Consider the following 24,759-nt stretch of genomic DNA (forward strand, 5'->3'; position numbering starts at 1 on the left):
ATCCTCGGCAGTCGTTAAATTGGCTGCTCAACCGCATTACTCAGGGGATGCTGCAGGGATGGACACGGTGCGTACTCCATCCGGTACGGATCCGGTCGGTCCGTCGCGTCCGGAGCCGAAGGTCGAGCTGCTGGTCCTCGGTGAGGTGACGGTCCGGGTCGGCGGCCGGGATCTCGACCTGGGGCACGCCCGGCAGCGCTGCGTCCTGGTGGCCCTGCTGGTCGACGCGAACCGGGTGGTCCCCGCCGAGCGTCTGCTCGACCGGGTCTGGGGAGAGCGGCACCCGCAGCGGGCCCGCAACGCACTCTCCGCGTACGTCTCCCGGCTGCGTCAGGTGCTCGCGCCGGCCGGCCAGGTGGAGATCGTTCGCCGGGCCGGCGGCTACCTGCTCCGGGTCGATCCGGCCCTGGTCGACCTGCACCGTTTCGAACAGTTGATCACGCGCGCCCGCGCCGCCACGGTGGCCGGGCACCGGTCCGGGAGGGCCGGCCCGTCCGAGCCCGGCGCGACGGGATCCGGAGACGACCCGACCGCCCTGCTGACCCGGGCGCTGTCACTGTGGCGCGGTGAACCCTTCGGCACCCTGCGGACCGCCTGGCTCGACGCGGTCCGGACGGCCCTGATCGCCGACCACCACGCCGCCCGGCTGGACCTGGTCGACCTGGCGTTGGCCGTCGGCCGGCACGCGGACCTGCTCGGAGAGCTGACCGCCCGAGCCGCCGAGCATCCCCTCGACGAGCGGATCGCGGGTCAGCTCATGCGGGCCCTGTACGGCGCGGGACGGCAGGCCGAGGCCCTGCGGCACTACCAGCTGATCCGTACCCGGCTCGCGGAGGAGTTGGGCACCGATCCGGCGACACCGCTGCGGCGGACGTACCACCAGATCCTGACCGCGGATCCGGCCCTGGGGACGGCGGCCGTGCCGCACCCGGTCCCGGCCCCGGCGACGGCGGCGGTCACCGTCGTCGCGCCGGGCGTCCCGTCCCCGACGTTCCTCGCCCCGGCCGGGCCCCCGCCCCGTCAGCTGCCGGCCCCGCCGCTCGCCTTCACCGGCCGGGTCGAGCAGCTCGCCGAGCTGGACGCCATGCTCACCGAGCCGGACGTCGGCGGGGAAGCGGCCGGGACCGGGGAGTCCGGGGCGGTCGCCGGTCCTGGTGGGCTGGCGCGGACGCCCCTGGCGGTGGTGGCCGGCCTTCCCGGCGTCGGCAAGAGCACCCTCGTGCTGCACTGGGCACACCGGACCGCCGACCGGTTCCCCGACGGGCAGCTGTACGTGAACCTGCGCGGCTTCGACCCGGCCGGCTCGATCCTGGAACCCGCCGAGGTCGTACGCGGATTCCTGGCGGCCCTGGGGGTCGCACCACAGCGCATCCCGATCGGCCTGGCCGCGCAGACCGCCCTCTACCGCAGCCTGGTCGCCGGCCGGCGGATGCTGGTCCTGCTCGACAACGCCCGGGACCCCGAGCAGGTACGCCCGCTGCTGCCCGGAGCCCCGGGTTGCGTCACCGTGGTGACCAGTCGTGGACAGCTCGACGGCCTGGTCGCCATCGAGGGGGCGCGACCGCTCACCCTCGATCTCTTCACGGCCGCGGAGTCACGACGGTTCCTGGCCCAGCGGCTGGGGCAGGCACGGGTCCGAGCGGAACCCGCAGCCGTGGAAAAGATCATCGCCCGGTGCGCCCGGCTGCCCCTCGCGCTCGCCATCGCCTCGGCGCGGGTGGTGGTGAACCGCGCGATCACCCTCACCGACCTGGCCACGGAGCTGGCCGGGGCCGGTGCCAGCCTCGATCCGTTCGACGGCGGCGACCCGGCCGCCGACGTCCGGGCCGTCTTCTCCTGGTCGTACCGGGCGCTCAGCCCGGCCGCCGCCGAGCTGTTCCGGCTCATCGGGCTGCACCCAGGGCCGGAGCTGGGGATGGCAGCCGTGGCGAGCCTGGCCGGCAGCCCGATGTCCGCCGTCCGGCGTCTGCTGGCCGTCCTGACCCGGGCCAATCTGGTCACCGAACACGCTCCCGGCAGGTACGTGCTGCACGACCTGCTCCGGGCGTACGCCGCCGAGCAGGCCGAGGCCGAGGAGCCGGCGGCGAACCGGCGGGCCGCGACCCGACGCCTGCTCGACCACGTCCTGCACACCGCGTACGCCGCGGACCGCTTGCTGTATCCGCACCGCGACCCGATTCTGCTGGCCGACCCGGAGCCCGGGGCGGTCATGACTCCGCTGGCCGACGGCGCGGCGGCGATGCGGTGGCTGGTGACCGAACACCGGATGCTGCTCGCCACGGTCGACCTGGCGGCGCGGGACGGCTGGGACCGGCACGCCTGGGAACTCGCGTGGAGCCTGACCAGCTACGTCAACCTGCGGGCGCTCTGGCACGACCAGGTGACCGTGCAGGGTGTCGCGTTGCCGTCGGCGGTCCGGCTGGCAGACCGGACGGCCCAGGCGCACCTGCACCGCAACCTGGGTCGGGCGCTGACCCAACTGGACCGCCCGGACGAGGCTCAGCGGCACCTGGCGCAGGCCCTGGAGCTGTTCGTGGCCGTCGGGGACCGGGCGAACCAGGCGCAGACCCACGTGAACATCGCCCGGGTGCTGCAGCAGCAGGGCCGGGACCGGGAAGCCCTCTCCTACGACCTGCGCTCCCTGGAGCTGTACCGGCTGGCCGGGCATCTGGCCGGTCAGGCCCGGGCCATGAACAACATCGCCTGGATCCGGATCCGGCTGGGCGAGCACGACCAGGCCCGGGAGTTGTGCCGGCAGACGTTGCGGATCAACGAGGAGATCGGCAACCGGCACGGGGCGGCCACCAACTGGCGTACGGCCGGCTGCGCCGAGGCGGCGGCCGGCGCGCACCACGAGGCGATCGTCTGCCACGAGCGGGCACTGCGGCTGTTCCGGGAGATCGGGGACCGGGGTGGCGAGGCGGAGACGCTGGTCGGCCTCGGTGACGCCCGGTACGCCTGCGGCCAGGTCGAGGCGGCCCGGGAAAGCTGGGCGGAGGCGCTGGTGCTGCTGGAGAAGGCAGGCCATCCGGACGCCGCCGCCGTCCGCGCCCGTCCCTCCGGGTTGATCGTGGGATTGGCGGGGAGCGATAACGTCTCCCCTCTCCGCTGACCCGTGATCCCGCCACCCGGGCGCGGGACGCCGCACACCGTTCAGCAGTCGGGTGGCGGTCCGCGCATCGACTGCGCCCAGCCGGGATGGGTGGTGCGGATGGCAGGGCAGTGGGTGGCGGCCGCTCGGCGTGGTCAGAGTCCAGCGGCTGCGTCGTACCGGCGCCGTAGGTCGGCCATCTCCGATCTGGGCAGCGCTTCCCTGAGTGCGAGGTCCTCGTACTTGTCGGGGAACATCTCCCGTAGCCGGTCGACGAACCTGACGTCGGCGGTCGCCTCGACCACCTGGATGCCGTGAGGTCGGGTGGTCATGTCCATGATCACGGGGCCGGCGAGTTTGACCGCCCCGTCCCAGTGGCGCTTCTGTTCGGCGACGCCGCAGAGGTGGAAGCCGTAGATCGTCTGGACGTCGGCGAGTGTGGTGGCCCCGGCGGGCTCGTGGCCGTAGACGTGGACGCCACAGATCACCGCCGGCGCGGCCTGCTCTCCGGCCGGTGCCTGCGGGGCGGTGTGCCCGGCGTGGTGGTGGTGTGTCGGGTCCGCCTGTTCGAGTGTCGTACGCATCTGGGCCAGGATCTGCCGGTGGAGATCCGCCGGGTCCGTCTTCGGGTTGGTCGAGGTGACCACGGCGGCCACCCCGATCGACGCGGCCAACAGGCTCACCTCGATCCACACGAAGCGGTTCCGGTACCAGCCGATGACGCTCTGCCGGGAAATCATGATCGTTCTTCACCTCGTCGCGGTTCCTGGTGATGGCGGCGGGCAGCGGACGGACCGCTGCCCGGACGTGGGTCCGTCGGACAGGTGGCCGCCTGGTGAAGCGGCGTGCGAGCGGCTGCCACGGTGGCGGGCTGCCGGCACAGCGATGCCGCCCTCGCCACCGTTGCCCCGCGCTGTCACCCCCGGGCGGTCAGCCCTGCCGGCGGTGGGGGTGGCGCGGCGCGCCACCCCCACCGCAGCTGCTGTTACCGGGCGGTGCAGGTGAGAGTGGGTGTGGAGTTGGTGCCGTTCCAGGAGGCGTTGAAGCCGAAGTTGGTGGTGCCGTTGGCGCTCAGGGAACCGTTGTAACCGGCGTTCGACGCGGTGACCGACGAACCGCTCGAGGTGACCGTCGCGTTCCAGGAGTTGGTGATGCTCTGGCCGTTGGGCCAGGTCCACGCCACCGTCCATCCGGAGATGGCGGCGTTGCCGGCCCGGACGGTGACCTCGGCGCCGAAGCCACCGGACCACTCGTTGGTCTTGCGGTAGGTGGCGGTGCAGGCACCGTTTCCGGCCGGCGGCGGGGTGGTGGGCGGCGGGGTCGTGGGCGGCGGCGTGGTGGGCGGCGGCGTGGTGGGCGGCGGGGTCGTCGGCGGCGGGTTACCGCCACCGCCGAAGATCACGTCACTGCAGAGGTAGTACGGCTGGTCGAGGTGGGAAGCCTGCCAGATCGTGTAGACGACGTGCCGCCCGGTGCGGTTGCCCGCGTTCACCTGCGCCTCGTAGAGCCCGGTGGTCGGGTAGCTGCCGGTGCGGAGTACCAGGTCGAGGCTGTTCCAGGTGAGGGGCTGGGTGGTCGGGTCGAAGCCCTGCTTGGTGATGTAGATCAACATGTAGTCGGCGCCGTGCCGGGCGCCGTCGGTCAGCGTGAGGGTGAAGTTGTTCGGCATCGGCTTCGCGGTCCACGCGCCGACCGTGTCGAGCGAGGCGTACAGGCCGCCCTGGGTGCGACCGCCGCTGCACAGCTGCCCGTTCGGCACGGCGGCCTGGTGGTTGCCGCCGACGTTCTCCCGGTAGAGGCCGTTCCAGTTCCACATGGTGTTCGGGTTGGTCTGCCACGCCTGCCAGCACATCGGGTCGGTCTGGGCCATCGTGGGGTTGAGGTGGTCGGAACCCCAGCGTTCCCAACATCCGTAGTTGCGCGACGGCGGATTGGTGACCGACCCGTGCGCCGAGGCCGGGCCGGCCTGGTTGACGACGACCATCGTGAACGAGGCGAGGAGTACCGCGACCGCGCCCAGTCCGAGACGGCGTGCTGTCCGTGAGATTCTCATCAATGCTCCAGTGGATGCGTCGGCGCCCAGTGCCCCTCGCTGGGTGCCCACCCCGGAGAAGGTGACGCCGATCGATTCAAGCCGTCCGAGAGATGGACGGCACTGCTGCCCAGCAGCGCTTGGCGACTCCCAGCCACGATGTTAGTAGAGACAACTGTCAATGTAAATCGATACCGATGCGCCGGCACACCCACCCGCGGGGCCCGACCGCGTGTCCGTGGTCGACGAGGCGAGATGAGTACGCGTGCGGATGGCGGGCGCGGCCGGGGCGACCAGAATGTCTTCCATGCGAACGCGAATCATGATCGCCCTGGCAGCGGTCGCCCTGGGTGGGCTGATGGCCACCACCGGTTGCTCGTTCCGGGAGAGCATCTGTGCCGGCGGTGAGTATCCGGCCATCGCGGTGGGCGCGCAGGGGGGCAGCGCCTGCTTCCCGGACGGGCAGGAGCCGACCCCGCCGTACGTCCGCTATCCGGAGGGCAAGGTGCCGCAGTACGTCGACGACGAGTGGGACGTCTACTGGCGCAGCCACGGCATCGACGAGAACAACAACATCATCGAGACCTGAGCCGTGGCGAGTAGGTACAAGGCTCCCTGGGTCGAGAGGTCGTCGCAACGGCGCAGATGCGTCGGTATCCCGGTAGTGCGGCAGTTCCCTCGGAGGACCGCCGACCATGTTGAGGTACTCGTAGAACCCGAGTCCGAGCAGCCGGCGTAGCGCGGGATCGAGCCCGGCCTGGAACTCGGGCGACAGGCCCAGCCGGCCTACCTGTGGTGCCGCCGGCCGTGCTGCGCCCCGGTGCCATGGGCTGGGGTGACGTCAAGGCCGCCGGGGCCGTCGGGGTCGCGCTCGCTACCCCGGCATTCGGGCGCGTACGGCCCGGATGGACCAGTCGAGCACGGGCGCCAGGCTTTCGGTCGCCGGCCAGCCGTTGACCACGGAGAGCAGCCGTAGGTACCTCTCCCTGCGCGGATCGTTCGCGGTCTCCAGGCGGAGCACCAGCCAGCGCCGAAGTTCGACGTCGTCGGTGCGACGGCACAGCCGGGCGTACCGATCGACGATCGCCGTGACAAAGGGATCGGCCTGGGGTGAGACCGGGTCGATGCCGGCTACCAGCGCTGGCCCGACCTGGTCGCGGACCGTCGCCACGACGTCGCGGTGAACACCTGCACCGTCATCGTGGGCGCGGTCGGCCGCATGCTGCTCGACGACCCGTCGCAGGCTGGCCCGAAAATCCCGGTCCTGGGACAGTTCAGCCAACTCGACCCACGCCTCCACCTGCTCGGCCCCGGGGTTGTCGGGTAGCTCAGGGGTCATCGAGCGCATGATTCCCACGAACTCGGGGCGCGCGTCCAGGCCGCCGAAGACCGCGTCGAGGAATTCGTCGATCAGAAACCGCCGTTCATCCTCGGACAGCTTTGCCAGCTTGTGCATGAGATCCATCTCCTCAGGGGTGGAGCCGCGCCTGGCGACTGCCGTCAACACCGCGCGCCGCAGGCGCAGCGTCTTTATCTGCACCGTCAGCGCCTCGGCGTGCGCCGTGGCGACCTCGGGAAGCGAGATCTCCCGATCCACGACCTTGCGGATAGTGGACAGGTCCAGACCCAGGTCGCGGAGGGTCCGCACCAGGTCCAAGCGTGCGACGGCCTCAATCCCGTAGCGGCGGTATCCGGTCGGGCTGCGGTCGGTGGGCGGGACGATCCCCCGGTCGGAGTAGAACCGGATCGTCTTGACCGTCAGCCCGGTCCGGCGGGCCAGGTCGCCGATGGAATAGAGCTTGTCGCCGTGCATGCCCTCACCCTTCCGTCTCCCCTTGCTGGAGACTCCAGCCACCAACCGTCGGCGTGGTCCGCCTTCGCCGCGACCATGGTCAGGGTGGCCGCTTTGTCGCGCACCCGCGACCGTCGGTTCCAGCGTCTCGCCAGTCGTCGATCACCACGATCCTTGCTCCCGGGGCAGTCCTCCGTTGGACCTGAACGTCGATGTGAGCGCCAACATGGAGGGATTCCCGGTGTCGCCCGGTGCGCGAGTGGGGTGAGGCTCGCCGGGGATCGGCGACGGGGGACGGGCCGGATGCCGCAGGCCACCGCCGACCGGCGGGCCCACAAGTTACGACTTGACGAACGGCATGTTATCGCTGACAGTCGATAGTCATAGGACGGCGGCGGTCGCGGCTTACCGGGCAAGCCTGCTGCGTCGGACCTTGGATCACGAGCGTGCACCGGTTACGGCGAGGGGGTGTTAACGCTAACACCAGGTCCTGCCTGCCTGACCTGCGCGCCGTGGTGCGCCCGACCTCGGGGGACGTTCGAGTTGTGATATCGGAGGAGGATCATGTCTGCATCTGGTAGGTCTCCATCGATCGCGCCGCCACCCCGGCGGCGCAGGTGGTTGCCACGTGTCGTCGCCGCCGGGGTGACCTCGGTGCTCGTCGGTGTCGCCGCCGCCGCGGTGTTGTCGACACCCGCCGCCGCGGCGACGGTGGACACGAACGCGTGGTACGTGTTGGTGAACCGCAACAGTGGCAAGGCGCTGGACGTGTACAACCTGGCCACCAACGACGGCGCGCGGATCACCCAGTGGGCCCGGAACAACGGCAATCAGCAGCAGTGGCAGTTCGTCGACTCCGGCGGTGGTTACTACCGGTTGAAGTCGCGACTGTCCGGCAAGGTGCTGGACGTCTACAACTTCTCCACCGCCAACGGCGCCAGCATCGTGCAGTGGACCGATCACAACGGCACCAACCAGCAGTTCCGGCTGGCGGACTCGGCCGGCGGCTACGTCAGGCTGATCAACCGCAACAGCAACAAGGTGATGGAGGTGCAGGGCGCCTCGACCGCCGACGGCGGCAACATCGTGCAGTACGACGACTGGAACGGCAACAACCAGCAGTGGCAGCTCGTCCGGGTCGACGGCGGGGGTAACCCCACCACTCCGCCGCCGACGACGCCGCCGCCGGGTGGTACGTGTGCGTTGCCGTCGTCGTACCGGTGGTCGTCGACGGGTGCGTTGGCGCAGCCGAGGTCGGGGTGGGTGTCGTTGAAGGACTTCACGCACGCGCCGTACAACGGTCAGCAGTTGGTGTACGCGACCACGCACGACACGGGTACGTCGTGGGGCTCGATGAACTTCGGCCTGTTCGGTAGCTGGAGCCAGATGGGTTCGGCGAGTCAGAACCAGATGCCGTTCTCGGCGGTGGCGCCGTCGTTGTTCTATTTCGCCCCGCGGAACGTGTGGGTGTTGGCGTATCAGTGGGGTGGGCCGGCGTTCTCGTACCGGACCTCGACGGATCCGAGCAATGTCAACAGTTGGTCGGCGCCGCAGACGTTGTTCTCCGGGAGTATCTCCAACTCGGGTACGGGTCCGATCGATCAGGCGGTGATCGGTGATGACCAGAACATGTATCTGTTCTTCGCCGGGGACAATGGCCGGATCTATCGGGCGAGTATGCCGATCGGGAACTTCCCGGGTAGTTTCGGGTCGAACTACACGACGATCATGACCGACACGACGAACAACCTGTTCGAGGGTGTTCAGGTCTACAAGCTTCAGGGTGAGAACCGGTACCTGATGTTGGTGGAGGCGATCGGCGCGCAGGGGCGTTACTTCCGGTCGTTCACCGCGACGAGTCTGGGTGGTACGTGGACGCCGCAGGCGGCGACCGAGAGCAACCCGTTCGCCGGTAAGGCCAACAGTGGCGCGACCTGGACCAATGACATCAGTCATGGGGAGTTGATCCGGACCAACGCCGACCAGACGATGACGGTCAACGCCTGCAACCTGCAACTGCTGTACCAGGGCCGGTCACCGAACTCCGGTGGCGACTACGGCCTGCTGCCCTACCGGCCCGGTCTGCTGACCCTGCAACGCTGACCGACCGGACACACCAGCGGCACCGGCGATCCTGACCCCCACGGGCGAACGGCGACCCCGTCGACGGCCCCGGTCACGATCACCGCAACCTCCGGGGCGGGCTCGGCGCGACATCGAGCCCGCCCCGGTCACCATGCCGATCGGCACGCGACGGACGGCGGTGACCCACCCGATCCGGTGCTCCGGCGGGGCCGGGCGTTCCCGCCGGTGCCGCGGTCAGGCCGCGGCGGTGGCCTGGGCCTGCCACAGGGCGCTGACGACACTCATGACGAAGATCTGCGTGGGCAGCGGCAACCCGGGAAGGTCGATCGCGACGTCGGCCCGCCACCTGCCCGTCTGCCGCACGGATCCCGCCAGTTGGCCGTTGACCCGAAGCTCCTGGTCGTTGCTCCAGAGTGACCGGCGCTGGAAGTGGTAGGTCTGCCCGTCCGCTTCCACGGTCCACCGCCGGCGGCCGATCCGGTCCGCCGTCGCGATGATCGTGCCCGCGGCGTCGGTCATGATGTAGCGAGTGCCCCAGCCGTTGCTGCGGACCTGGAACCGCCGCCCGTCGAACTCGAAGTCGCCGCCGTTCGCCCAACGGGCGCTGTCCCAGGTGGCTATCACCCGGCCCCCGGCGCTGATCTCGTAGCGGGTTCGCCAGGCCCCGCTCCTCTTCGCGATGATCATCCACTGATGCTATTCGATGACGTCCAGGGCCCGAGGATCGCGCGAGGTTCGTCGGTGGTCGCTGGCCGCCGACCGTCGCCGGTGGGAAGGGGCTGCACGAGCACGCTCGTGCAGCCCCTTCGCGCCCACCGCGCGTTGCCTCCGCAGACCGCGGTTGGGTGAAGTCCGACCGGCCGGTGGGCAGCGGGGTCAGGACTCGTGGGCGCCCAGGTCGGGGGACTTCCCGTGGGGCCGGGACCGGCCGACGTGGTCGGTCTTCGCGGTCGGGGCGGCGCAGCCGGCGTTGATGGCCGGGCTGCCGGCCCGCAGCCGGAAGTCACCGCCGGCCGGGTCGACGAACTTCGGGTCGCCGTTGAGCAGGTTGCAGTCGGCGAAGACCTTCTCGCTGCCCTTGGCCCGGCCGGGGGTGCCGGAGATGCTGAGCGGCTTGTGGCCGGGGGCGGACACCGAGATGTTGTGGGCGAACCGCACGTTGTGCGCCCAGGAGGCGTTCAGGTCGCGGTCGCCGATCTCCGGGCTGACCGAGTTCTGGTACACGGTGTTGTGCAGGACGTCGACGTTGTCGCTGGAGAAGACGTGCACCCCGCCGCCTCCGTTGCGGTAGGAGACGTTGTTCTCGACCAGGGTCCGGCCCCGGTACGGCGCGATCTTCCGCGCCTTGATCTGGCTGTTCCGGTTGTCGTCGATGATGATCCCGTTGCCGTCGGTGATGTGCGGCTTGGGGCCGGAGTCGAGCCACGGCAGGTAGTTGCGGTTTCCGCTGACCGTGTTCTGCCGGACGATCATCTTGTAGCCGGTGTTGCCGTCGACGTCGCGGCTGTGCAGGAGCGAGATGCCGCTGGTGCCGTAGACGGTCCAGTGCGAGGTGCCGGTGACGGTGTTGCGCTCGATGGTCACGTAGTCGGCCTCCGAGGTGGAGATGCCGCCACCCGGCACGTCCCGCACGACGTTGTCGCGGATCGTGACGTGGTGCGGGATCTGGTTCGGGCTCTTGCTCGGCGGCCGGATGAAGATGCCGTTGCCGTTGGTGATCGGGTTCAGGCGGTTCTTCTTCTGCGACTCCGCGTACGCCCGGGTGACCTCCTTCGCGTTGCCCACGACGGTCAGGCCCTGCACGATCACGTGGGACGTCTCGACCTGGACGCCGTTCCAGTTCTTCACCCGCAGGAGCGGCTTGTGCCCCGGATGGGCGGCGAAGGTCACCGGCTTGCCCGCGGTGCCGCCCTTCCGCACGGTCAACACGTTGCCGTTGACGTTGCTGTTGGCGTAGGTGCCGTTCAGCACCAGCACCGTGTCGCCGGGCCGGGCGAGGTCGGCGGCCTTCTGCAGGGTCCGCAGCGCCTGCGCGGCGGAGGTGCCGGCGCGCTTGTCGTCGCCGTTGCCGGACACGTAGAGATAGCGGCCGGTGGTCGGCGGCATCGCGTCCGGCTTCGGCGTCGTCGGTGCGGGCGTACTGGCCGACGGCGACGGTGCGGGCTTCGACGGGGACGGCTTGCCGGGCGTCGGCGTACCGCTGTCGGTGACGGTCAGCGTGACCCGCAGCGGGGTGCCGGCGCGGCCCTTGCCGTACTTCTCGCGGTACGGGGTCATCGCGATCTTGTACGTGCCGGGCTTCGGCTTCCAGGGGTAGATGTCCCCCTTGGTCGAGTCGCCGGCCAGCACGTAGGGGGAGATGCTCTCCGTCTGGGTCCGGCCACCCTCGACGGTGAACCGGACGCTGCCACCCTTCGCGGACAGGAACGCCTGCACGCTCAACTCGCGCGTGCCGATGGCGGCCAGGTCGACGGTCTGCGCACCGGACAGGTTGCCCCGGCCGGCCACCGGCTTGTCGGTCACCGCGTCGACCAGTACGGCCGAGGTGATCGTCGGCTGGTCCTCGGCGGATGCCACCGCCACCCCGGCGATACCGGCGGCGACCACCGTCACCCCCATCACCGACGCGACCAGCAGTCGCCGTGACCTCCCCTGCCCGGCGGGCAGGTCTGGTGTGCGCGCGCGATGTATCGGCACGTTTTCCTCCGTGGTGAAAGATGAGTAGTCAGAATGGGAATGGCAGCCGCACCGGCGCTATCCGCTTTCGGAGGCTATACAGACGAAGGCGGCCGTGTACACCTGAGAATTACTTCCTAAGGCATCCTTAAAGCTTATTCCGAAATTGTGAGCCATTCGCCATCGAATTTCTGTTACGGATCGCGATGCCCGCCGAACGCCGCCCGGAGGAACGCCATCGGCGAGGTTGTCGCTGGTACCGGGAGTGACGACGGCGATGCGGCACGACACCCGTGCGGACCGTTACAGCTTTTTCCGAACTGTTACCGGTGCTCGTCGACGGGCACCCGCGACCGCTTCCTTGCCCGGACGATTCCGCGCGGTCTATCGTGCGGACAGGCAAGCGGCTTCGGACTTCGCCCGGATTCGGTGCCTTCCCATCGACGGGCACGGGTGCCCGCCGGTCGAGGGCGCGGCAGGCGGATCGGCAGCGACCGCCCGCCCGCCGTACGCGTGGTGACCAGGCGGTTGGGCCTGCCGGCATGAGGGGGCGAGCGTCTCGATGGGTACCTCGGACACGGTGCCGGCGGGGGACCCGGGCCGTCCGCCCGGCCGGTCCGGGCCGTACCCCCCGGCCCGGGGATGACCGCGGCGGTGGGCCGGCACCAGGCGGGCCGGACGCCGGCCGCCGACGTCGGCGACGAGGTGGTGACCCTGGTCCGGGCGGCTCAGGGCGGGGACTCTGCCGCTCTCGACCAGCTCCTCAGGACCAGCCTGCCGCTGGTCTATCAGGTGGCGGCCCGGGGGCTGTCGGCGGCGGACGCGGACGACGTGGTGCAGGAGACGATGCTGCGTGCGGTCTCCGGGCTGCGCCAGGTGGACCGGCCGGAGCGCTTCCGGTCGTGGCTGCTGTCGATCGCGCTGCGCCAGGCCCGCCGTCGGCTGGCCCGGGTGGGTGAGGACCAGCGGCGATTCCCGGCCGGTGACCCGGACGAGTTGGCTGCCGGCACGGACGTGGCCGACCTCGGGCTCGATCGGGTGGAGCTGAGCCGCCAGCGCCGGGAGATCCACGCCGCCGCGCGGTGGCTCGACCGCGACGATCGGGAGCTGCTGAACCTGTGGTGGCTCACCCAGGCCGGTGACCTGAGACCGGTCGAGGTCGGTCCGACCCTGGGCATCTCGGAGGCGCACGCCCGGGTGCGGCTGCACCGCCTGCGCGGCCGGCTGGACAGCGCCCGCCGGATCGAGCGCGCGGTCGACGCCGCCGGCCGGGGTGTCGGCTGCCGCGATGTCGTGACGGTGCTGCGGAACTGGCCCGGCGTACGGTCGCCGCTGTGGCGCAAGCGGCTGGTCCGGCACGTCGACGGCTGCCCGGCGTGCGCGCAGGTCGCCACCGGCCTGTTGCCCCCGGAGACGTTGCTGGCCACCGTGCCGCTGCTCGTCGTACCCCCGCTGTTTCTGCCCCAGGCGGGCGTCGCGCCGGCGGCCACCGGGCTGGTGGCGGCGGCCGTGGAGGGCGTGCGGCAACTCGTCCAGGCGCTGCTCGCCAAGCCCGCCGCCGCGGCGATGGCGGCGGTCGCGGTGGGCGGCGGGGCCGCGGCGTTCGTCGTGCACGAGGCGGAGGACGAGCCGCGCCCGCGTACGGCGTTGGTCGCCCCGACCCCGGCGACGGCACCGGCCTCGTCGGCGGCGCCGGCGCCGGCCCCACCCGGCCCGTCACGCCCCGCCGCGCGCGCGTCCCGCGGCGGGGTCGGCGCCGGGATCGGCGGCCCGACCTGGTCCGCCGAACAGACCGCCCCGCTTCAGGGCGGGCGCTACCTGTACGTGGCGCCGTCCGGCGACGACGGCAACAGCGGCCTCGCCCAGGACCAGCCCTTCCGGACGTTGCAGCGCGCCGCCGACCAGACCCGGCCCGGCGACACCGTCCTGATCGCCGACGGGCGGTACAGCGCTCCCGGCCGGGCGAACGTTCTCGGCGTCACCCGGTCCGGCGAGCCCGATCGGTGGATCACGTTCGCGGCCGCGCCGAACGCCCGACCGGTGATCGAGGGCGGCGACGGCAACTGGCAGATCGTGCACGTCCGCGCGGCGTACATCAGGGTCGTCGGGCTCAGCGCGGTCGGCAACCGCGCCCGGCTGACCGCCGAGCAGCGTGACCGGGCCCAGCGCGGCGACCTCAAGGACCCGACGATCAACGGCAACTGTTTCGCCACCGACGAGCAGAAGTCCGCCGATCCGCCCCGCCGGCCGCACCACGTGCACTTCTGGGGCAACACCGCGACCGACTGCGCGCTGGCCGGCTTCGTCGCCCTCGCCGCCGATCACGTGACGATGGAATACAACGTCGCCGCCCGCAACTCCTGGTACTCCGGCTATGCGGGAAGCTGCTTCTCGATGCACAGCAGCTGGAACTCCGACGACGACACCGGCTTTAAGATGATCATGCGTGGCAACGTGGCCCACGACTGCCGGCAGGTCGTGCCGAGCGTGGTCACCGGCGCCGACAGACCGACCAACGGCAACGGATTCAGCATCCAGGGAAACCGCAACGAGGACCTACGGGGTGCCCCGCTCTTCCAGGATCCCTATCGCGGTCGCATCCTGGTCGCCGACAACGTCGCCTACGGCAACGGCGGGCACGGCATCCTGGTCCACGACAGCGACAACGTCGCGGTCGTCAACAACACCCTCTACCGCAACGCCGAGACGCCGCACATCTCCGGCGAGGTGGTCGTCCGTGGGGCGGAGCGGGTCGCCGTCGCCAACAACATCGCCGTCGCCCGGGCGGGTAAGGTCGCCGCCGGCGTCACGTCCGCTCCCACCTCCAGGCTGGCGAACAACCTGCTGGTCGGGGCACAGGAACTGCCGGACGGGATCGCCCGTGGCACCCTCGCCGGGCAGCCGTCCTTCGTCGACCCCGACACCGGCGACTTCCGCCTCAACGCCGACAGTCCCGCGGTCGACAGCGGCGCGCCGACATCCGGTAGCACCACCGACGCCGACCGGCTCCCGCGCGACGGCCGGCCCGACCTCGGCGCGTACGAGCGCCGATGACAACCGTCGAGGCGCGAACGGTGGTCAGCGCCGGCCGAGTTCCGACTCCAGTCGCTGGATGAGCGTCTTGCGGGCCTTGCCGTCGCGCTCGCGCCGCAGCGCCGTCCTGAGCTGGCTCGTGCCGAGGGTGCGCACGAGCTTGGTCGCCTCGGACACCGGAAGGTCGGACAGTTGGGTGGCCGAGGTGGCGGTCCTGCGGGCGCGTTTGGCCGGCCCGGTATTGGCGACGTACTGCCGGCCGGACTTCGACTGGTCGCGCTTCTTGGCGTCGGTGGCGCGCCGCTGTTCGGCGGAGAGCTTCCCCCACGCCCGCTTGGGCAGGTAGCGAGCTGTCTCGTCACCCTGACGCGCCCGGGTACCGCCCTCCTTGGTCTGCCAGTCCTCCTCGCCCCAACGCTGCAGGGACTTCTGCCGCTCGTCCTTCGGGCCCTGGTAGCCGCCCCCGCGTTCCTTGTACCGCTGGGTGAGCAGCTGCGACTTGCGCGCCGACCACTGCCCCTTCCGGCCGCCCTTGTCGGAAGCCTTGATCTCTTCCTTGAGTTGCTCTCTGAGCTCGGGCTTCGTGTACCGCGCCATGCACCGCATCTACCCGCGGTGCGAGGTCGTACTCCTGCCGGGCGCGCGTCGGTCGTTGACGTCGCCGACGGTGACGTGATGTGCTCATCCCGCAACGCAAATGACAACCGTGATCGTTAGTGTCTGAGGAGAAGCATGTCTCTCACCGTGCCGCCCAGCCTTCTGCACGCCGCCGAGACCGGGCCCGTGGACGACGAGGCGTTCGTGGCCTGCGTACGCGACTCGCTGCCGTACGCCTGGCAGACCGTCAGCCGCGTGGCGGCGGACCTGGAGTCGTCCGACGCGCAGTTCGCGGACAACGTGGTCCCCCCGCCGACCGAGGCGGAGCGCGGTCAGCTGCTGCGCGCGCTGGCCAGCGACGCCATCCGGTCGAGCCTGGAGCGTCACTTCGGCGTGAAGCTGGCCTTCCAGAACTGTCACCGGGTCGCGGCGTTCCGTCCGTCCGCCGTCGACTCGGACACCTACCGCCGCTTCATCTCCATGCGCGGTCAGCTGCTCAACCAGTCACCCGAGCTGCGTGACTGCTGATCCGGCCCCGGCCCGGCGGGCGGGACGGGGCGTTCGCGCGCACCTGTTCCTGCTCGCCGGGCAGCGGCCCGGCGGCAGTCACGCCGCCGCCCTCGCCGACGCCCACCGCTTCGGCCGGGCCGCCGAGGACGCCGGCTACGACGGGGTCTGGGTCGCCGAACACCACTTCATCTCGTACGGCGTGTGCCCCTCGGCGATCACGTTCGCCGCGCACCTGCTCGGCGCCACCCGGGAAATCACGGTCGGTACCGCCGCCTGCATCCTGTCGAACCGTCATCCGGTGGCGCTCGGGGAGGAGGCGGTCCTGCTCGACGAGCTGTCCGGTGGTCGCTTCCGGCTCGGCGTCGGTCGGGGTGGCCCCTGGGTCGACCTGGAGGTCTTCGGCACCGGTCCGGAGCGCTTCGAGAACGGCTTCACCGACTCGCTCGACGTGCTGGCAAGGTGGTTGTCCACCGCGGCGACGGTGGGCGGCAACGACCGCTTCCCGTTCCGGGACGTGCGGGTGGTGCCGCGCCCCCGCCGCCGGATGCCGATCTGGGTCGCGGCGACCTCCCTGGCCACGGTCGACCTCGCGGCACGGCACGGCATGCCGTTGCTGCTCGGCCTGCACGCCGACCTGACCGAGAAGGCCGAGCTGCTGGAGCGCTACGCGCGGGTGGCGTCCGCGCACGGCCACCCACCTGGTTCCGTCGCCCACGCCAGCGCGCACCTGGCCCACGTCGAGGACGACGACACCGCCGCCGGGCAGGCCGTGCGGGACGGCCTTCCGGCGCTGCTCGCGGGCACCCGGGAGTACGTCCGCCTGGACGGGGCACCGTCCGGCCGGCGGGATGTCGTCGGGTACGTGCAGCGGCTGATCGACATCCATCCGGTCGGCTCGCCCGCCCGCTGCCGGACGGCCGTGGCCCGCGCCGCCGCCCTGCCCGGCGTGCGGCACCTGCTGTTCCTGGTCGAGGCGGCCGGCGGACGTGACCGCACGCTGGAGACGATCCGACGCCTGGCGACCGACGTCCTCGATCGGCCCGGCCCGCGGCCGGCGCAGCGGATTTCCCGGCAGTCCGCGGGTCGACCTGAGGCGCGGGGCCGGCCGGGCTAGGGTGTCGCATATGGAAACGGTTACCGTTAACGTGAGGATGGGTCGGGCGGGATGAAGGTAGCGTTCGTCGGAAAGGGCGGCAGCGGGAAGACCACGCTCGCCGCGCTCTACGCCCGGCACCTCGTCGCCGGAGACCGGCCGGTCCTGGCCATCGACGCGGACATCAACCAGCACCTCGCGGCGGCCCTCGGCGGGTCGGCCCACGGCGCCACGACGCTGGGCGAGCACCTGCCCGCGATCAAGGAGTACCTGCGCGGCGACAACCCGCGGATCGGCTCCGCCGGCGAGATGGTGAAGACCACCCCTCCGGGCACCGGGTCGCGGCTGCTGCGGGTGTCGGAGGACAACCCCGTCTACGCGACCTGCGTCCGGCGCGTCGCCGGGGTGCCCCTGGCGGTGACCGGTGAGTTCACCACCGAGGATCTCGGCGTCGCCTGCTACCACTCCAAGGTCGGCGCGGTCGAGCTGATGCTCAACCACCTGCTCGACGGTCCCGGCGAGTACGTGGTGGTGGATATGACCGCCGGTGCGGACGCCTTCGCCTCCGGGCTGTTCACCCGCTTCGACCGCACCTTCCTGGTGTGCGAGCCGACCGTGCGCAGCGTCGGGGTCTACCGGCAGTACGCCGGCTACGCCCGGGACTACGGCGTGGCGCTGTCCGTCGTCGGCAACAAGGTCGAGGACGCGGCGGACGTGACGTTCCTGCGCGAGCACGTCGGCGCGGACCTGTTGACCTGGATGAGCCGTTCCGCGTACGTGCGGCGGGCCGAGCGCGGCACGGTCGGACCGCTGGCCGAGTTGGAGGCGGCCAACCGGGCGGTGCTGGAACAGCTCACCGACGCGGTCGACGGCACCGGTCAGGACTGGACGGCCTTCACGCACTGGGCGCACGAGTTCCACCGGCGCAACGCCGCCGCCTGGGCCAACGACCGGACCGGCGTCGACCTCACCACCCAGATCGATCCGGACTTCCGGATGGGGCCGCAGGCGCTCAGCCTTCCGGGTGGGGTGGCCGCCTGACGGTCCGCACGGCGTGCGACGTCACCTCCCTGCCGGGTCCTCCGGACGTTCGACCCGGGTCGGGTTTCCGCGTACCAGATCGTCGTGGGTGCGCCAGCGGGCGGTGGTGGCCGCGCGGTCGGACGTCTCGTCGGCCTCCGCCACGCGGCGACGTAGCAGGTCCAGGGCGATCCGCCGGTTCAGGGTGAACCGTCGTTCGGTGTCCACCACGACGACCGTTCCGGTGGGGCGGTGGGTCGCCCGCACCGCCGTACTCGCCTTGTTCCGGTGCTGGCCGCCGGGACCGCCGGTACGGCAGGCCACGATCTCCACATCCCGCTCCGCGAACGGGGTGTGGTGGGTCCCGACCTGGCAGGGCCGGGAGCTGACGTACCAGTTCTTCCGTCCGACGCCGGCCCGGTAGGGGCTCGGCGCCTGCCAGCACAGGGTCCCGGTCCACGAGGCGGCGAACGCGCCGACGTCGGCACCGGAGATGTGGACCAGGACCGATCGGTACGTCCCGGGCCGATCACCGGGTACCGTCTCGACCCGGCGCGTCGACAGGCCCCGAGCGGACGCGTCGGCCTCCAGCCGCCGCAACAGCCGGGTCAGCGCCCACGCGCACTCCTGGGGGCCACGGCCGGCCGACAGCAGCAGGTGCACGCTCACGACCGGCTCCGCCCGCGGCGCTGGTCCCGCCGGTCCCTCGCCGGCGCGGCCCTGAGGTCGGGCGTCTTGTAGGTGACCAGGGGCACGGTAGTGCACACCGGCGTGGCCAGGTCGTGGTCGACGAGGTCGGCGACCACCTGCTCGATGCGCTTGTACGCCGTCGGCGCCTCCTCGAACAGCAGTTGACGGTCGCCGCACACGACCACCGATCCCACCGGCGTACGGCGCAGCTCCTGCACCGTGTGCTTGGCCTTGCCGCGGCGCAGGGCGTCGGCCCGGGACATCTTGCGTCCGGCCCCGTGCGCCACGGAGTGGTTCGCCTCCGGCCCGGCGTGTCCCGACACCAGGTAGGAGGGAGTGCCACGGGTGCCGGCGACGAGTACGTCCCGGCCGTCGCCCGGCGCCGCCCCCTTGCGGTGCAGGTATCCGCCGTCGCGGATTTCGACCAGGTTGTGGCACTGGTCGACGACGGGCTCGGTGGGCTCCGCGCCGAGGGCGTGGGCGACGCGGGCGGCCAGGAGCCGCCGGTTGAGCGCCCCCCACCGGACCGCCTCGTCGTGCGCGGCCAGGTACGCCGCGGGGTCGGGTGCCGGGCCGGCGCCGTACGCCTCGGTGTGCGCCCGCAGGATCCGCTCGCCGAGCCCACGGGAGCCACTGTGGACGACGAGAACGAGATCACCGGCGGCCAGGCCGAGGCGGTCCGCCGCTCCCGGCTCGAAGACGGTGCCGACCACGGCCAGTTCGACGAAGTGGTTGCCCCGGCCGACCGTACCGAGGCCCTCGGCGTGACCGGCGGGCACCTCACCGTCCAGGACGGCCCAGGCCGGGTCGTCGGCATCCCGGTCGGGATCCAACGCCCGGTCGAGGTCGGGAAACCGGGCGGCGATCCGCTCGGGTGCGGCGCGCCGGAGCCGGATCGGGAACACCGCGATGCCACAACCGATGTCGGAGCCGACCAGGAACGGATACAGAAGCGTCGACATCATGGCGGCGCCGATCGGGGCGCCCTTTCCGGGGTGCAGGTCCGGCATTCCGGCGACGTGGACCATGCCGTCGAGGGCGGCCACCTGGTGGCACTGCGCGACGGCGTCGGACTCGATCCAGCTACCCGGGGAGGCGAAGACGGTGACACTGGCCGACGGGGAGTGCTGGGCAGGGTGCTGTGGAGACAATGACGCTCTCTTCGGGGACGAAGGGTGCGGACGGACGGCGGCGCGGCGCGGATCGGCGCGGCGGTGCCGGGTGGAAGGCGGGAGGTCGTCCGTCAGTACGTCATGGGCCCACCCTGCCCGGGCGGGCCGAGGCACGGCAACGGGTTTTCCGTCGACGGCGCGCGGGGTGCTGCGCGGTCCGGCGAGGCTTAGGGTGTCGGTATGGGTGCCCGGATCCGTCGCGCGGTCCCACCCGGAGGGGGCGCCGACCGCGCCGGCGTGTGTGAACGGTGACCGGCACCGCGATCCCCGCTCAGCGTCCCGACCTCGCACCACGCCCGCCGGACCACCGACGGGGGCTCGCCGCGCGGTGTGCGCGGATCGCCCGGTCGCGCCCCTTCGAGGTGGCGATCGTCGTGCTGATCATGGCCAACGGCATCGTGCTGGGCATCGAGACCTACCCGGACCTCGGCGCGGCGCGACCGGTCCTGCACGGCATGGAGTTGGCCTTCCGGCTGGCATTCGTGGTGGAGATAGCGATCCGGGTCCTGGCGTACGGGCGCCGGCCGCAGGACTTCTTCCGGCACGGCTGGAACGTCTTCGACTTCACCGTGACCGCGGCGATCTTCATCCCGGGCCTGCACGGTGACTCGGCGATCCTGCGGTTCGTCCGAGTGGCCCGGGTACTGCGGCTGGTCCGCTTCTCGCCCGGCCTGCGCACCATCGTGGCGGCGCTGTGGCGCAGCCTGCCGGGTGTCGCCGGCTTCCTCGCCCTCGCCGCGGTGACCTTCTACGTCTACGGCATGGCCGGATGGTTGATCTTCGGTTCCCGCTACCCCGAACAGTACGGCGACATCGGCCGCTCGCTCCTGACCCTGTTCGTGCTGCTGTCGCTGGAGACGTTGCCGGACCTCATCGAACAGGGCCTGGCGGTGTCCCCGTGGACGCTGGTCTACTACGTCAGCTTCGTGATGATCACGGTCAACCTGCTGCTGAACATCCTCATCGCGGTCATCGTCAACTCGATGGAGGAGGCGCGCCGCCTGGAGATGACCGAGCGGCTGTCGCCCGACTACGACGAGGACGGCGACGGCGTACCGGACGAGGTCGACCGGATCGCCCTCACCCAGCGGTTGGACGACCTGCGCGCGGTCATCGCCGAGCTGGAACGGGAACTGCGCATCGACCGGGACGACGGGCCCGGCCGGGCCCGCCATCACAGCCCGGAACGGTGAGCGACAACGCCGGAAAAACGCCTGGCCGCCGGCCACGACTACCGTTACGGTCCCGCCCATGGACGTACGCGAAGAGCGGCAGCACGACCACGACGCGGTCCGCGACGTCCACCGGCGGGCCTTCGGTGATCACGGAGCGGTGGTGGCGCCCCTGGCCGACGCCCTGCGCCGGGACGACCCGGCCGCGCTCTCCCTCGTCGCCGAGCGGGCCGGCCAGGTCGTCGGGCACGTGATGTTCACCCGCGCCCTGCTCGACGCGCCCCGCCGGCTGGTCGGTGTGCGGGTCCTCAGCCCGGTCGGCGTCCACCCCGACCACCAGCGGCGCGGCATCGGATCCGCCCTGATCCGGCGAGGTCTGGAACTCCTCGACGCGGACGGCGTACCCCTGGTGTTCCTGGAGGGTGACCCCCGGTACTACGCCCGGCTCGGCTTCCGGGCCGGCGGCCCGGACGGGTTCCGCAAGCCGTCGCTGCGCATCCCGGACGCCGCGTTCCAGGTGTTCCCGCTCGCCGCCCACCAGCCGTGGATGACCGGCACGCTGGTCTACCCCGCCACCTTCTGGGAGCACGACTGCGTGGGGCTGCGCGACCCGGCGTGACCGCACCGGCCGCCGGGGTGGTCAGTCCCGCCGGTAGCTCTCCGCGTAGTAGTCGCCGATGCGGCCCCGGCCGGTCGGCTGGTCCGCCGCGTCCGGGTCGTAGGCCGGGGACTCCTTCACCTGCTCCCGGGTGCGGTCCAGATGCACCGTCCGGTCGAGGTGGTCGACCCGCTCCACCGTGCCCACCGGCAGCAGGACCTTCCGCCCGAAGATCCAGGGTCCGGTGTCCACCACCAGCCACTGCGCACCGGCGTCGTCGCTTGCCCCGTCGACGGTGCCGATCCCGCCGTCCACCGCCTCCACCCGGTAACCGACCAGGTCGACCGGCGTGCCGGGCCCCGGGGCGTCGGGACCGTCGTCGGCGTCCGGCCGCCGGGGGGCCGGTTCGGCGTCCGGGGTGGCCGGCTGGTAGCTGCCGGCCAGCGCGGACGGGTCGCGCCAGGTCCACGGATTGAACGTCGACGGTTGCACGGGACACCTCCGGTAGGGGTCGTCTGTTCCCTCAAATGTGCCCTCGCCCTTGGCCCGGGAAACAGGTGCGCAATTTCGGGTTCATCGGAAATTCGTCGTGCGAACTACGTCATAATCATTGTCCATCGATGGACCGCGGTGCATCGCCGCTGCTCGGATCGCTCTCATCGCGGCAGCACATATCACGCGTCCATTGAGAGTGTCGCTTCCGCACATTCGTGGACCGCGTCGACGACCGCCATTCTGTCTGGCATCCGCGCTACCGAGAAGAGGGGGAGACGCATGTCCGGAACGATTCGTCGAGCAGGAGTGGTGCTCGCGCTGACCGTTGGCCTGCTGGCGGGAGCAGGCGGCACCGCGCAGGCCGCTGTCAACCCGGTCACGCCGCAGTCGCTGTGCGGTTTCGGCTACACCGTGCGGGACCAGGACCCCGTCCACCACGGGCAGACCGGCGTCCGCCTCGGAACGGTCCACCTCATGTACAACCCGATCACCGGGTATGGCTGCACGGTCACCATCAAGTCGGCCTACGTCGGGTCGCTCACCCGAACCCAGGTCTACCTCGCCGCTCCGTACCTGCCCACCCAGGTCGACGACGGCAACCGGCTCTACGCGGCCGGCCCGACGAAGGCGTACGTCCGCGGCGGCTGCGTGATCTGGGGTGGCTCGGTCGCGGACCCGGCGGGGACGGTGCACCAGCACGACCGGGCGAACCCGGCGATCGGCGGAATCGGCACCTGCTTCTGACGCCGGCGGCCGGGTCGTCCCCACCCGGGCGGTCCGCCGCGCCGGGTCGCCCGGGTGGGCGGTGGCATACTCGCCGCCATGGTGCTGTCCCGCCGTTGGGCGTTGTTCCTGGTCGGGGTCGGGATCTGGACCTGGGTCATCTGGCCGCGGTTCGCGATCGCGATCTGGAACGACCCGCGCGCCTGGACGAGCGGCGCGGTCGGTGACTTCCCGGCAACCGGCTTCCTGTGGGTGCACGCCCTGCTCATCGGGGCGTCCCTGACGCTCGGCACGATCGTCGGCCTGCTCGGCCTCCGCGCGTGGCGCGCCGCCGGCCGACGTACGCCGAAATCGGCGGCCTGAGCCCGACGGCCCGGATCAGGCCGTCGTGGCCGGCTGCGCGTTCGGCGCCGGCAGCCATGCGGCGCGCTCGTCGTGCGCGAACCGGGAGAAGTCGATCGGCTCCCGGCCCAGCAACGTACGCACGTCGTCGGTGAGCCCGTCGGCGAAGCCGAGCCGGCAGGTCGTGTAGAGGGCGAGGGTGACCAGAGCCATCCCCCACGCCATGCCGTCGGCCCGCGCGGCCCGCAGGTAGCGGAGAGGCCCGGTCGGCACGTACCGCACCGGCCGCCCCAACTCGGCGCCGATCAGGTCGGCCACCTCGGCGTACGTGAGGGCCTGCGATCCGGTCAGGGTGTACGCCCTTCCCACGTGTCGATCCTCGCTCAGCGCCAGCGCCGCCACCGAGGCGACATCGCGCACGTCGACGAAGGCCGTCCTTCCCCGCCCGGCGGGGAGCACGATCCGGCTCCGGTCGCGGATGGCGGAGGCGTGCGTCGTGGAGAGGTTCTGCATGAAGAACGCGGCCCGGACGAAGGTCCACTCCAGGTCCGACTCCCGCAACCACTTCTCCAGGGCGTGGTGCGGCACCACCGGGTTGCGCTCCGCGCCCTGAAGTGAGAGCAGGACCATCCGCCGTACGCCGAGCTGCCGGGCCCGTTCCAGGGCGGGCAGCATGTCGCGCCGGACGTTGCCGAGGTGCGGTGGACGCATCAGGAACATGCGGTCCACGCCGGTGAAGGCGGCGTCCCAGGTGGTCGGGTCGGTGAAGGAGAACGGGACGCTCTCCTGCCAACCGACGGAGGCGTCGGCACCTCGCATCGCCGCCCGCACCCGCTGGCCGCCCTCCCGCAGGATCCGGGCGACGTGCCAGCCGACCCGCCCGGTCGCACCGGTCACCAGAACTGTCATGCGCCGAGTGTCGTCCCGACGCAGGCGCTGTGCGCAGAGCCGTGCTGCCCCTCGGGCAGGACCTTCGACCCACGCGCCCGTGCCGCACGCCCCCTGAACTGGACGGATAGTCGGGTGGTGATGGTGTGACGCGGACCGCTACCCCTCGATTTGACGATCAAACCCGCAGACGCGTAACTTTCTCTCTGCCAGCGCGGAACGGGGCAAACGGGATGAAAGTCCTGACGACCCGAACCGGACTGGTACCGGGTCCGAGGAGGTAAGCCTCCGAAAGGACGCGGTCCGGGCGAGAGCTCGCCGGAACCGCCGCGAGGCGGATTTGGTGCAGCGGAACCGACCGGGTAAGGTTGTCGACCGGCAGGGCACCGGGCGAGCTGGCGGGAAACCGCGAGCGGCCGGCCTGCCAAATCCGATGATCAATCGCAGCGTTAACCGCTGCGCGTGATCGTCGGCGCCAACCCGTACGAAGCGTGACACACCGGGACACACCGGTTGACACGGGGAAGGCGGTGAGGTAACGTAGTAAAAGTGCCCGGCGCGAGAGCGGCGGACATGAGAGAGGTTGCCCCGGATGGGGTTCTGCTGATGCGGGGCTTCGGATAGTGTGTGGTTGTTCTTTGAGAACTCAACAGGGTGCTTGATAAGCCAGTGCCAATTGTTTTATATCCCGGACTGGTCGAGCTTCGGTTTGGCTGGTTTGGATTCCTTTGGCAACATTTGTTTGTTGTC

At 71.1% G+C, this 24,759-nt stretch carries 21 protein-coding genes; 11 read left to right on the plus strand and 10 right to left on the minus strand.

The window, feature by feature from the left end; genetic code table 11:
• Nucleotides 1–67: 67 nt before the first annotated feature.
• Nucleotides 68–3,112 (plus strand): AfsR/SARP family transcriptional regulator, encoded by a 3,045-nt coding sequence (locus D7223_RS30635; protein ID WP_202864720.1) that lies wholly within the window; start codon nucleotides 68–70, stop codon nucleotides 3,110–3,112.
• A gap of 134 nt (nucleotides 3,113–3,246) precedes the next feature.
• Here D7223_RS30635 and D7223_RS30640 read toward each other — a convergent pair whose 3' ends face one another.
• Both D7223_RS30640 and D7223_RS30645 read right to left on the minus strand, forming a co-directional pair.
• Nucleotides 3,247–3,831, minus strand: a complete 585-nt coding sequence (locus D7223_RS30640; RefSeq protein ID WP_120732877.1) for a hypothetical protein — start codon at nucleotides 3,829–3,831, stop codon at nucleotides 3,247–3,249.
• A 245-nt stretch (nucleotides 3,832–4,076) separates the two neighbouring features.
• Nucleotides 4,077–5,144, minus strand: coding sequence for a lytic polysaccharide monooxygenase auxiliary activity family 9 protein (locus tag D7223_RS30645; RefSeq protein ID WP_120732879.1), 1,068 nt, complete (start codon nucleotides 5,142–5,144; stop codon nucleotides 4,077–4,079).
• Nucleotides 5,145–5,430: 286 nt separating this feature from the next.
• Between D7223_RS30645 and D7223_RS30650 the strand changes: the two genes are divergently transcribed.
• Nucleotides 5,431–5,712, plus strand: coding sequence for an SCO0607 family lipoprotein (locus D7223_RS30650; RefSeq protein ID WP_238162296.1), 282 nt, complete (start codon nucleotides 5,431–5,433; stop codon nucleotides 5,710–5,712).
• 285 nt (nucleotides 5,713–5,997) lie between these two features.
• On the opposite strand, the gene D7223_RS30655 is transcribed toward D7223_RS30650, so the two are convergent.
• A complete protein-coding gene (locus D7223_RS30655; RefSeq protein WP_120732881.1) occupies nucleotides 5,998–6,936 on the minus strand; it encodes a MerR family transcriptional regulator in 939 nt (312 codons plus the stop codon).
• A 543-nt stretch (nucleotides 6,937–7,479) separates the two neighbouring features.
• Here D7223_RS30655 and D7223_RS30660 point away from each other — a divergent pair.
• Nucleotides 7,480–9,018 (plus strand): non-reducing end alpha-L-arabinofuranosidase family hydrolase, encoded by a 1,539-nt coding sequence (locus D7223_RS30660; protein WP_120732883.1) that lies wholly within the window; start codon nucleotides 7,480–7,482, stop codon nucleotides 9,016–9,018.
• Nucleotides 9,019–9,234: 216 nt separating this feature from the next.
• Here D7223_RS30660 and D7223_RS30665 read toward each other — a convergent pair whose 3' ends face one another.
• Both D7223_RS30665 and D7223_RS30670 read right to left on the minus strand, forming a co-directional pair.
• On the minus strand, nucleotides 9,235–9,687 hold the full coding sequence (locus D7223_RS30665; protein WP_120732885.1) for a hypothetical protein: 453 nt from the start codon (nucleotides 9,685–9,687) through the stop codon (nucleotides 9,235–9,237).
• A 189-nt stretch (nucleotides 9,688–9,876) separates the two neighbouring features.
• Nucleotides 9,877–11,697, minus strand: a complete 1,821-nt coding sequence (locus D7223_RS30670) for a right-handed parallel beta-helix repeat-containing protein (protein ID WP_147252664.1) — start codon at nucleotides 11,695–11,697, stop codon at nucleotides 9,877–9,879.
• Between the two features lie 621 nt (nucleotides 11,698–12,318).
• On the opposite strand from D7223_RS30670, the gene D7223_RS30675 reads away from it, so the two are divergent.
• Nucleotides 12,319–14,730 carry a sigma-70 family RNA polymerase sigma factor gene (locus tag D7223_RS30675; RefSeq protein WP_120732889.1) on the plus strand — a complete coding sequence of 804 codons (2,412 nt, stop codon included), beginning with the start codon at nucleotides 12,319–12,321 and terminating at the stop codon, nucleotides 14,728–14,730.
• A gap of 24 nt (nucleotides 14,731–14,754) precedes the next feature.
• Here D7223_RS30675 and D7223_RS30680 read toward each other — a convergent pair whose 3' ends face one another.
• Entirely contained in the window at nucleotides 14,755–15,306 is a 552-nt protein-coding gene (locus tag D7223_RS30680) for a DUF5872 domain-containing protein (RefSeq protein ID WP_120732891.1), read from the minus strand.
• Between the two features lie 135 nt (nucleotides 15,307–15,441).
• On the opposite strand from D7223_RS30680, the gene D7223_RS30685 reads away from it, so the two are divergent.
• The 3 genes from D7223_RS30685 to D7223_RS30695 are packed head-to-tail and all read left to right on the plus strand — an operon-like array spanning nucleotide 15,442 to nucleotide 17,950.
• Nucleotides 15,442–15,834 carry an SCO5389 family protein gene (locus D7223_RS30685; RefSeq protein WP_120732893.1) on the plus strand — a complete coding sequence of 131 codons (393 nt, stop codon included), beginning with the start codon at nucleotides 15,442–15,444 and terminating at the stop codon, nucleotides 15,832–15,834.
• Nucleotides 15,824–16,930 carry an LLM class flavin-dependent oxidoreductase gene (locus D7223_RS30690; protein ID WP_120732895.1) on the plus strand — a complete coding sequence of 369 codons (1,107 nt, stop codon included), beginning with the start codon at nucleotides 15,824–15,826 and terminating at the stop codon, nucleotides 16,928–16,930. The genes D7223_RS30685 and D7223_RS30690 overlap by 11 nt, the downstream gene beginning before the upstream one ends.
• A gap of 51 nt (nucleotides 16,931–16,981) precedes the next feature.
• The gene (locus D7223_RS30695; protein WP_120732896.1) at nucleotides 16,982–17,950 is read left to right on the plus strand and encodes an ATP-binding protein; all 969 of its coding nucleotides are present in this window, start codon (nucleotides 16,982–16,984) and stop codon (nucleotides 17,948–17,950) included.
• A 21-nt stretch (nucleotides 17,951–17,971) separates the two neighbouring features.
• On the opposite strand, the gene prfH is transcribed toward D7223_RS30695, so the two are convergent.
• Entirely contained in the window at nucleotides 17,972–18,598 is a 627-nt protein-coding gene (prfH, locus tag D7223_RS30700; protein ID WP_120732898.1) for a peptide chain release factor H, read from the minus strand.
• Nucleotides 18,595–19,770, minus strand: a complete 1,176-nt coding sequence (locus D7223_RS30705) for an RNA ligase RtcB family protein (protein ID WP_120732900.1) — start codon at nucleotides 19,768–19,770, stop codon at nucleotides 18,595–18,597. Before D7223_RS30705 ends, prfH begins: the two co-directional genes overlap by 4 nt.
• Before the next feature lie 269 nt (nucleotides 19,771–20,039).
• Between D7223_RS30705 and D7223_RS30710 the strand changes: the two genes are divergently transcribed.
• Complete coding sequence (locus tag D7223_RS30710; protein WP_238162297.1) at nucleotides 20,040–20,984, plus strand: ion transporter; 945 nt, start codon at nucleotides 20,040–20,042, stop codon at nucleotides 20,982–20,984.
• A 58-nt stretch (nucleotides 20,985–21,042) separates the two neighbouring features.
• Complete coding sequence (locus tag D7223_RS30715; protein ID WP_120732902.1) at nucleotides 21,043–21,582, plus strand: GNAT family N-acetyltransferase; 540 nt, start codon at nucleotides 21,043–21,045, stop codon at nucleotides 21,580–21,582.
• A gap of 21 nt (nucleotides 21,583–21,603) precedes the next feature.
• Here D7223_RS30715 and D7223_RS30720 read toward each other — a convergent pair whose 3' ends face one another.
• A complete protein-coding gene (locus D7223_RS30720; protein ID WP_120732903.1) occupies nucleotides 21,604–22,053 on the minus strand; it encodes a PRC-barrel domain containing protein in 450 nt (149 codons plus the stop codon).
• Nucleotides 22,054–22,335: 282 nt separating this feature from the next.
• Between D7223_RS30720 and D7223_RS30725 the strand changes: the two genes are divergently transcribed.
• Together D7223_RS30725 and D7223_RS30730 are read left to right on the plus strand one after the other, a co-directional pair.
• Nucleotides 22,336–22,800: a hypothetical protein gene (locus D7223_RS30725; RefSeq protein WP_147252665.1), complete on the plus strand. Its 465-nt coding sequence runs from the start codon at nucleotides 22,336–22,338 to the stop codon at nucleotides 22,798–22,800.
• A gap of 78 nt (nucleotides 22,801–22,878) precedes the next feature.
• A complete protein-coding gene (locus D7223_RS30730) occupies nucleotides 22,879–23,142 on the plus strand; it encodes an SCO4848 family membrane protein (protein ID WP_120732927.1) in 264 nt (87 codons plus the stop codon).
• Between the two features lie 15 nt (nucleotides 23,143–23,157).
• Here the strand turns inward: D7223_RS30730 and D7223_RS30735 are convergent, their stop codons facing one another.
• Nucleotides 23,158–24,030, minus strand: a complete 873-nt coding sequence (locus tag D7223_RS30735) for an SDR family oxidoreductase (RefSeq protein WP_120732907.1) — start codon at nucleotides 24,028–24,030, stop codon at nucleotides 23,158–23,160.
• Between the last annotated feature and the right edge of the window lie 729 nt (nucleotides 24,031–24,759).

Origin of the sequence: Micromonospora endolithica (genome assembly GCF_003626595.1) — a bacterium.
Lineage (GTDB): Bacteria > Actinomycetota > Actinomycetes > Mycobacteriales > Micromonosporaceae > Micromonospora > Micromonospora endolithica.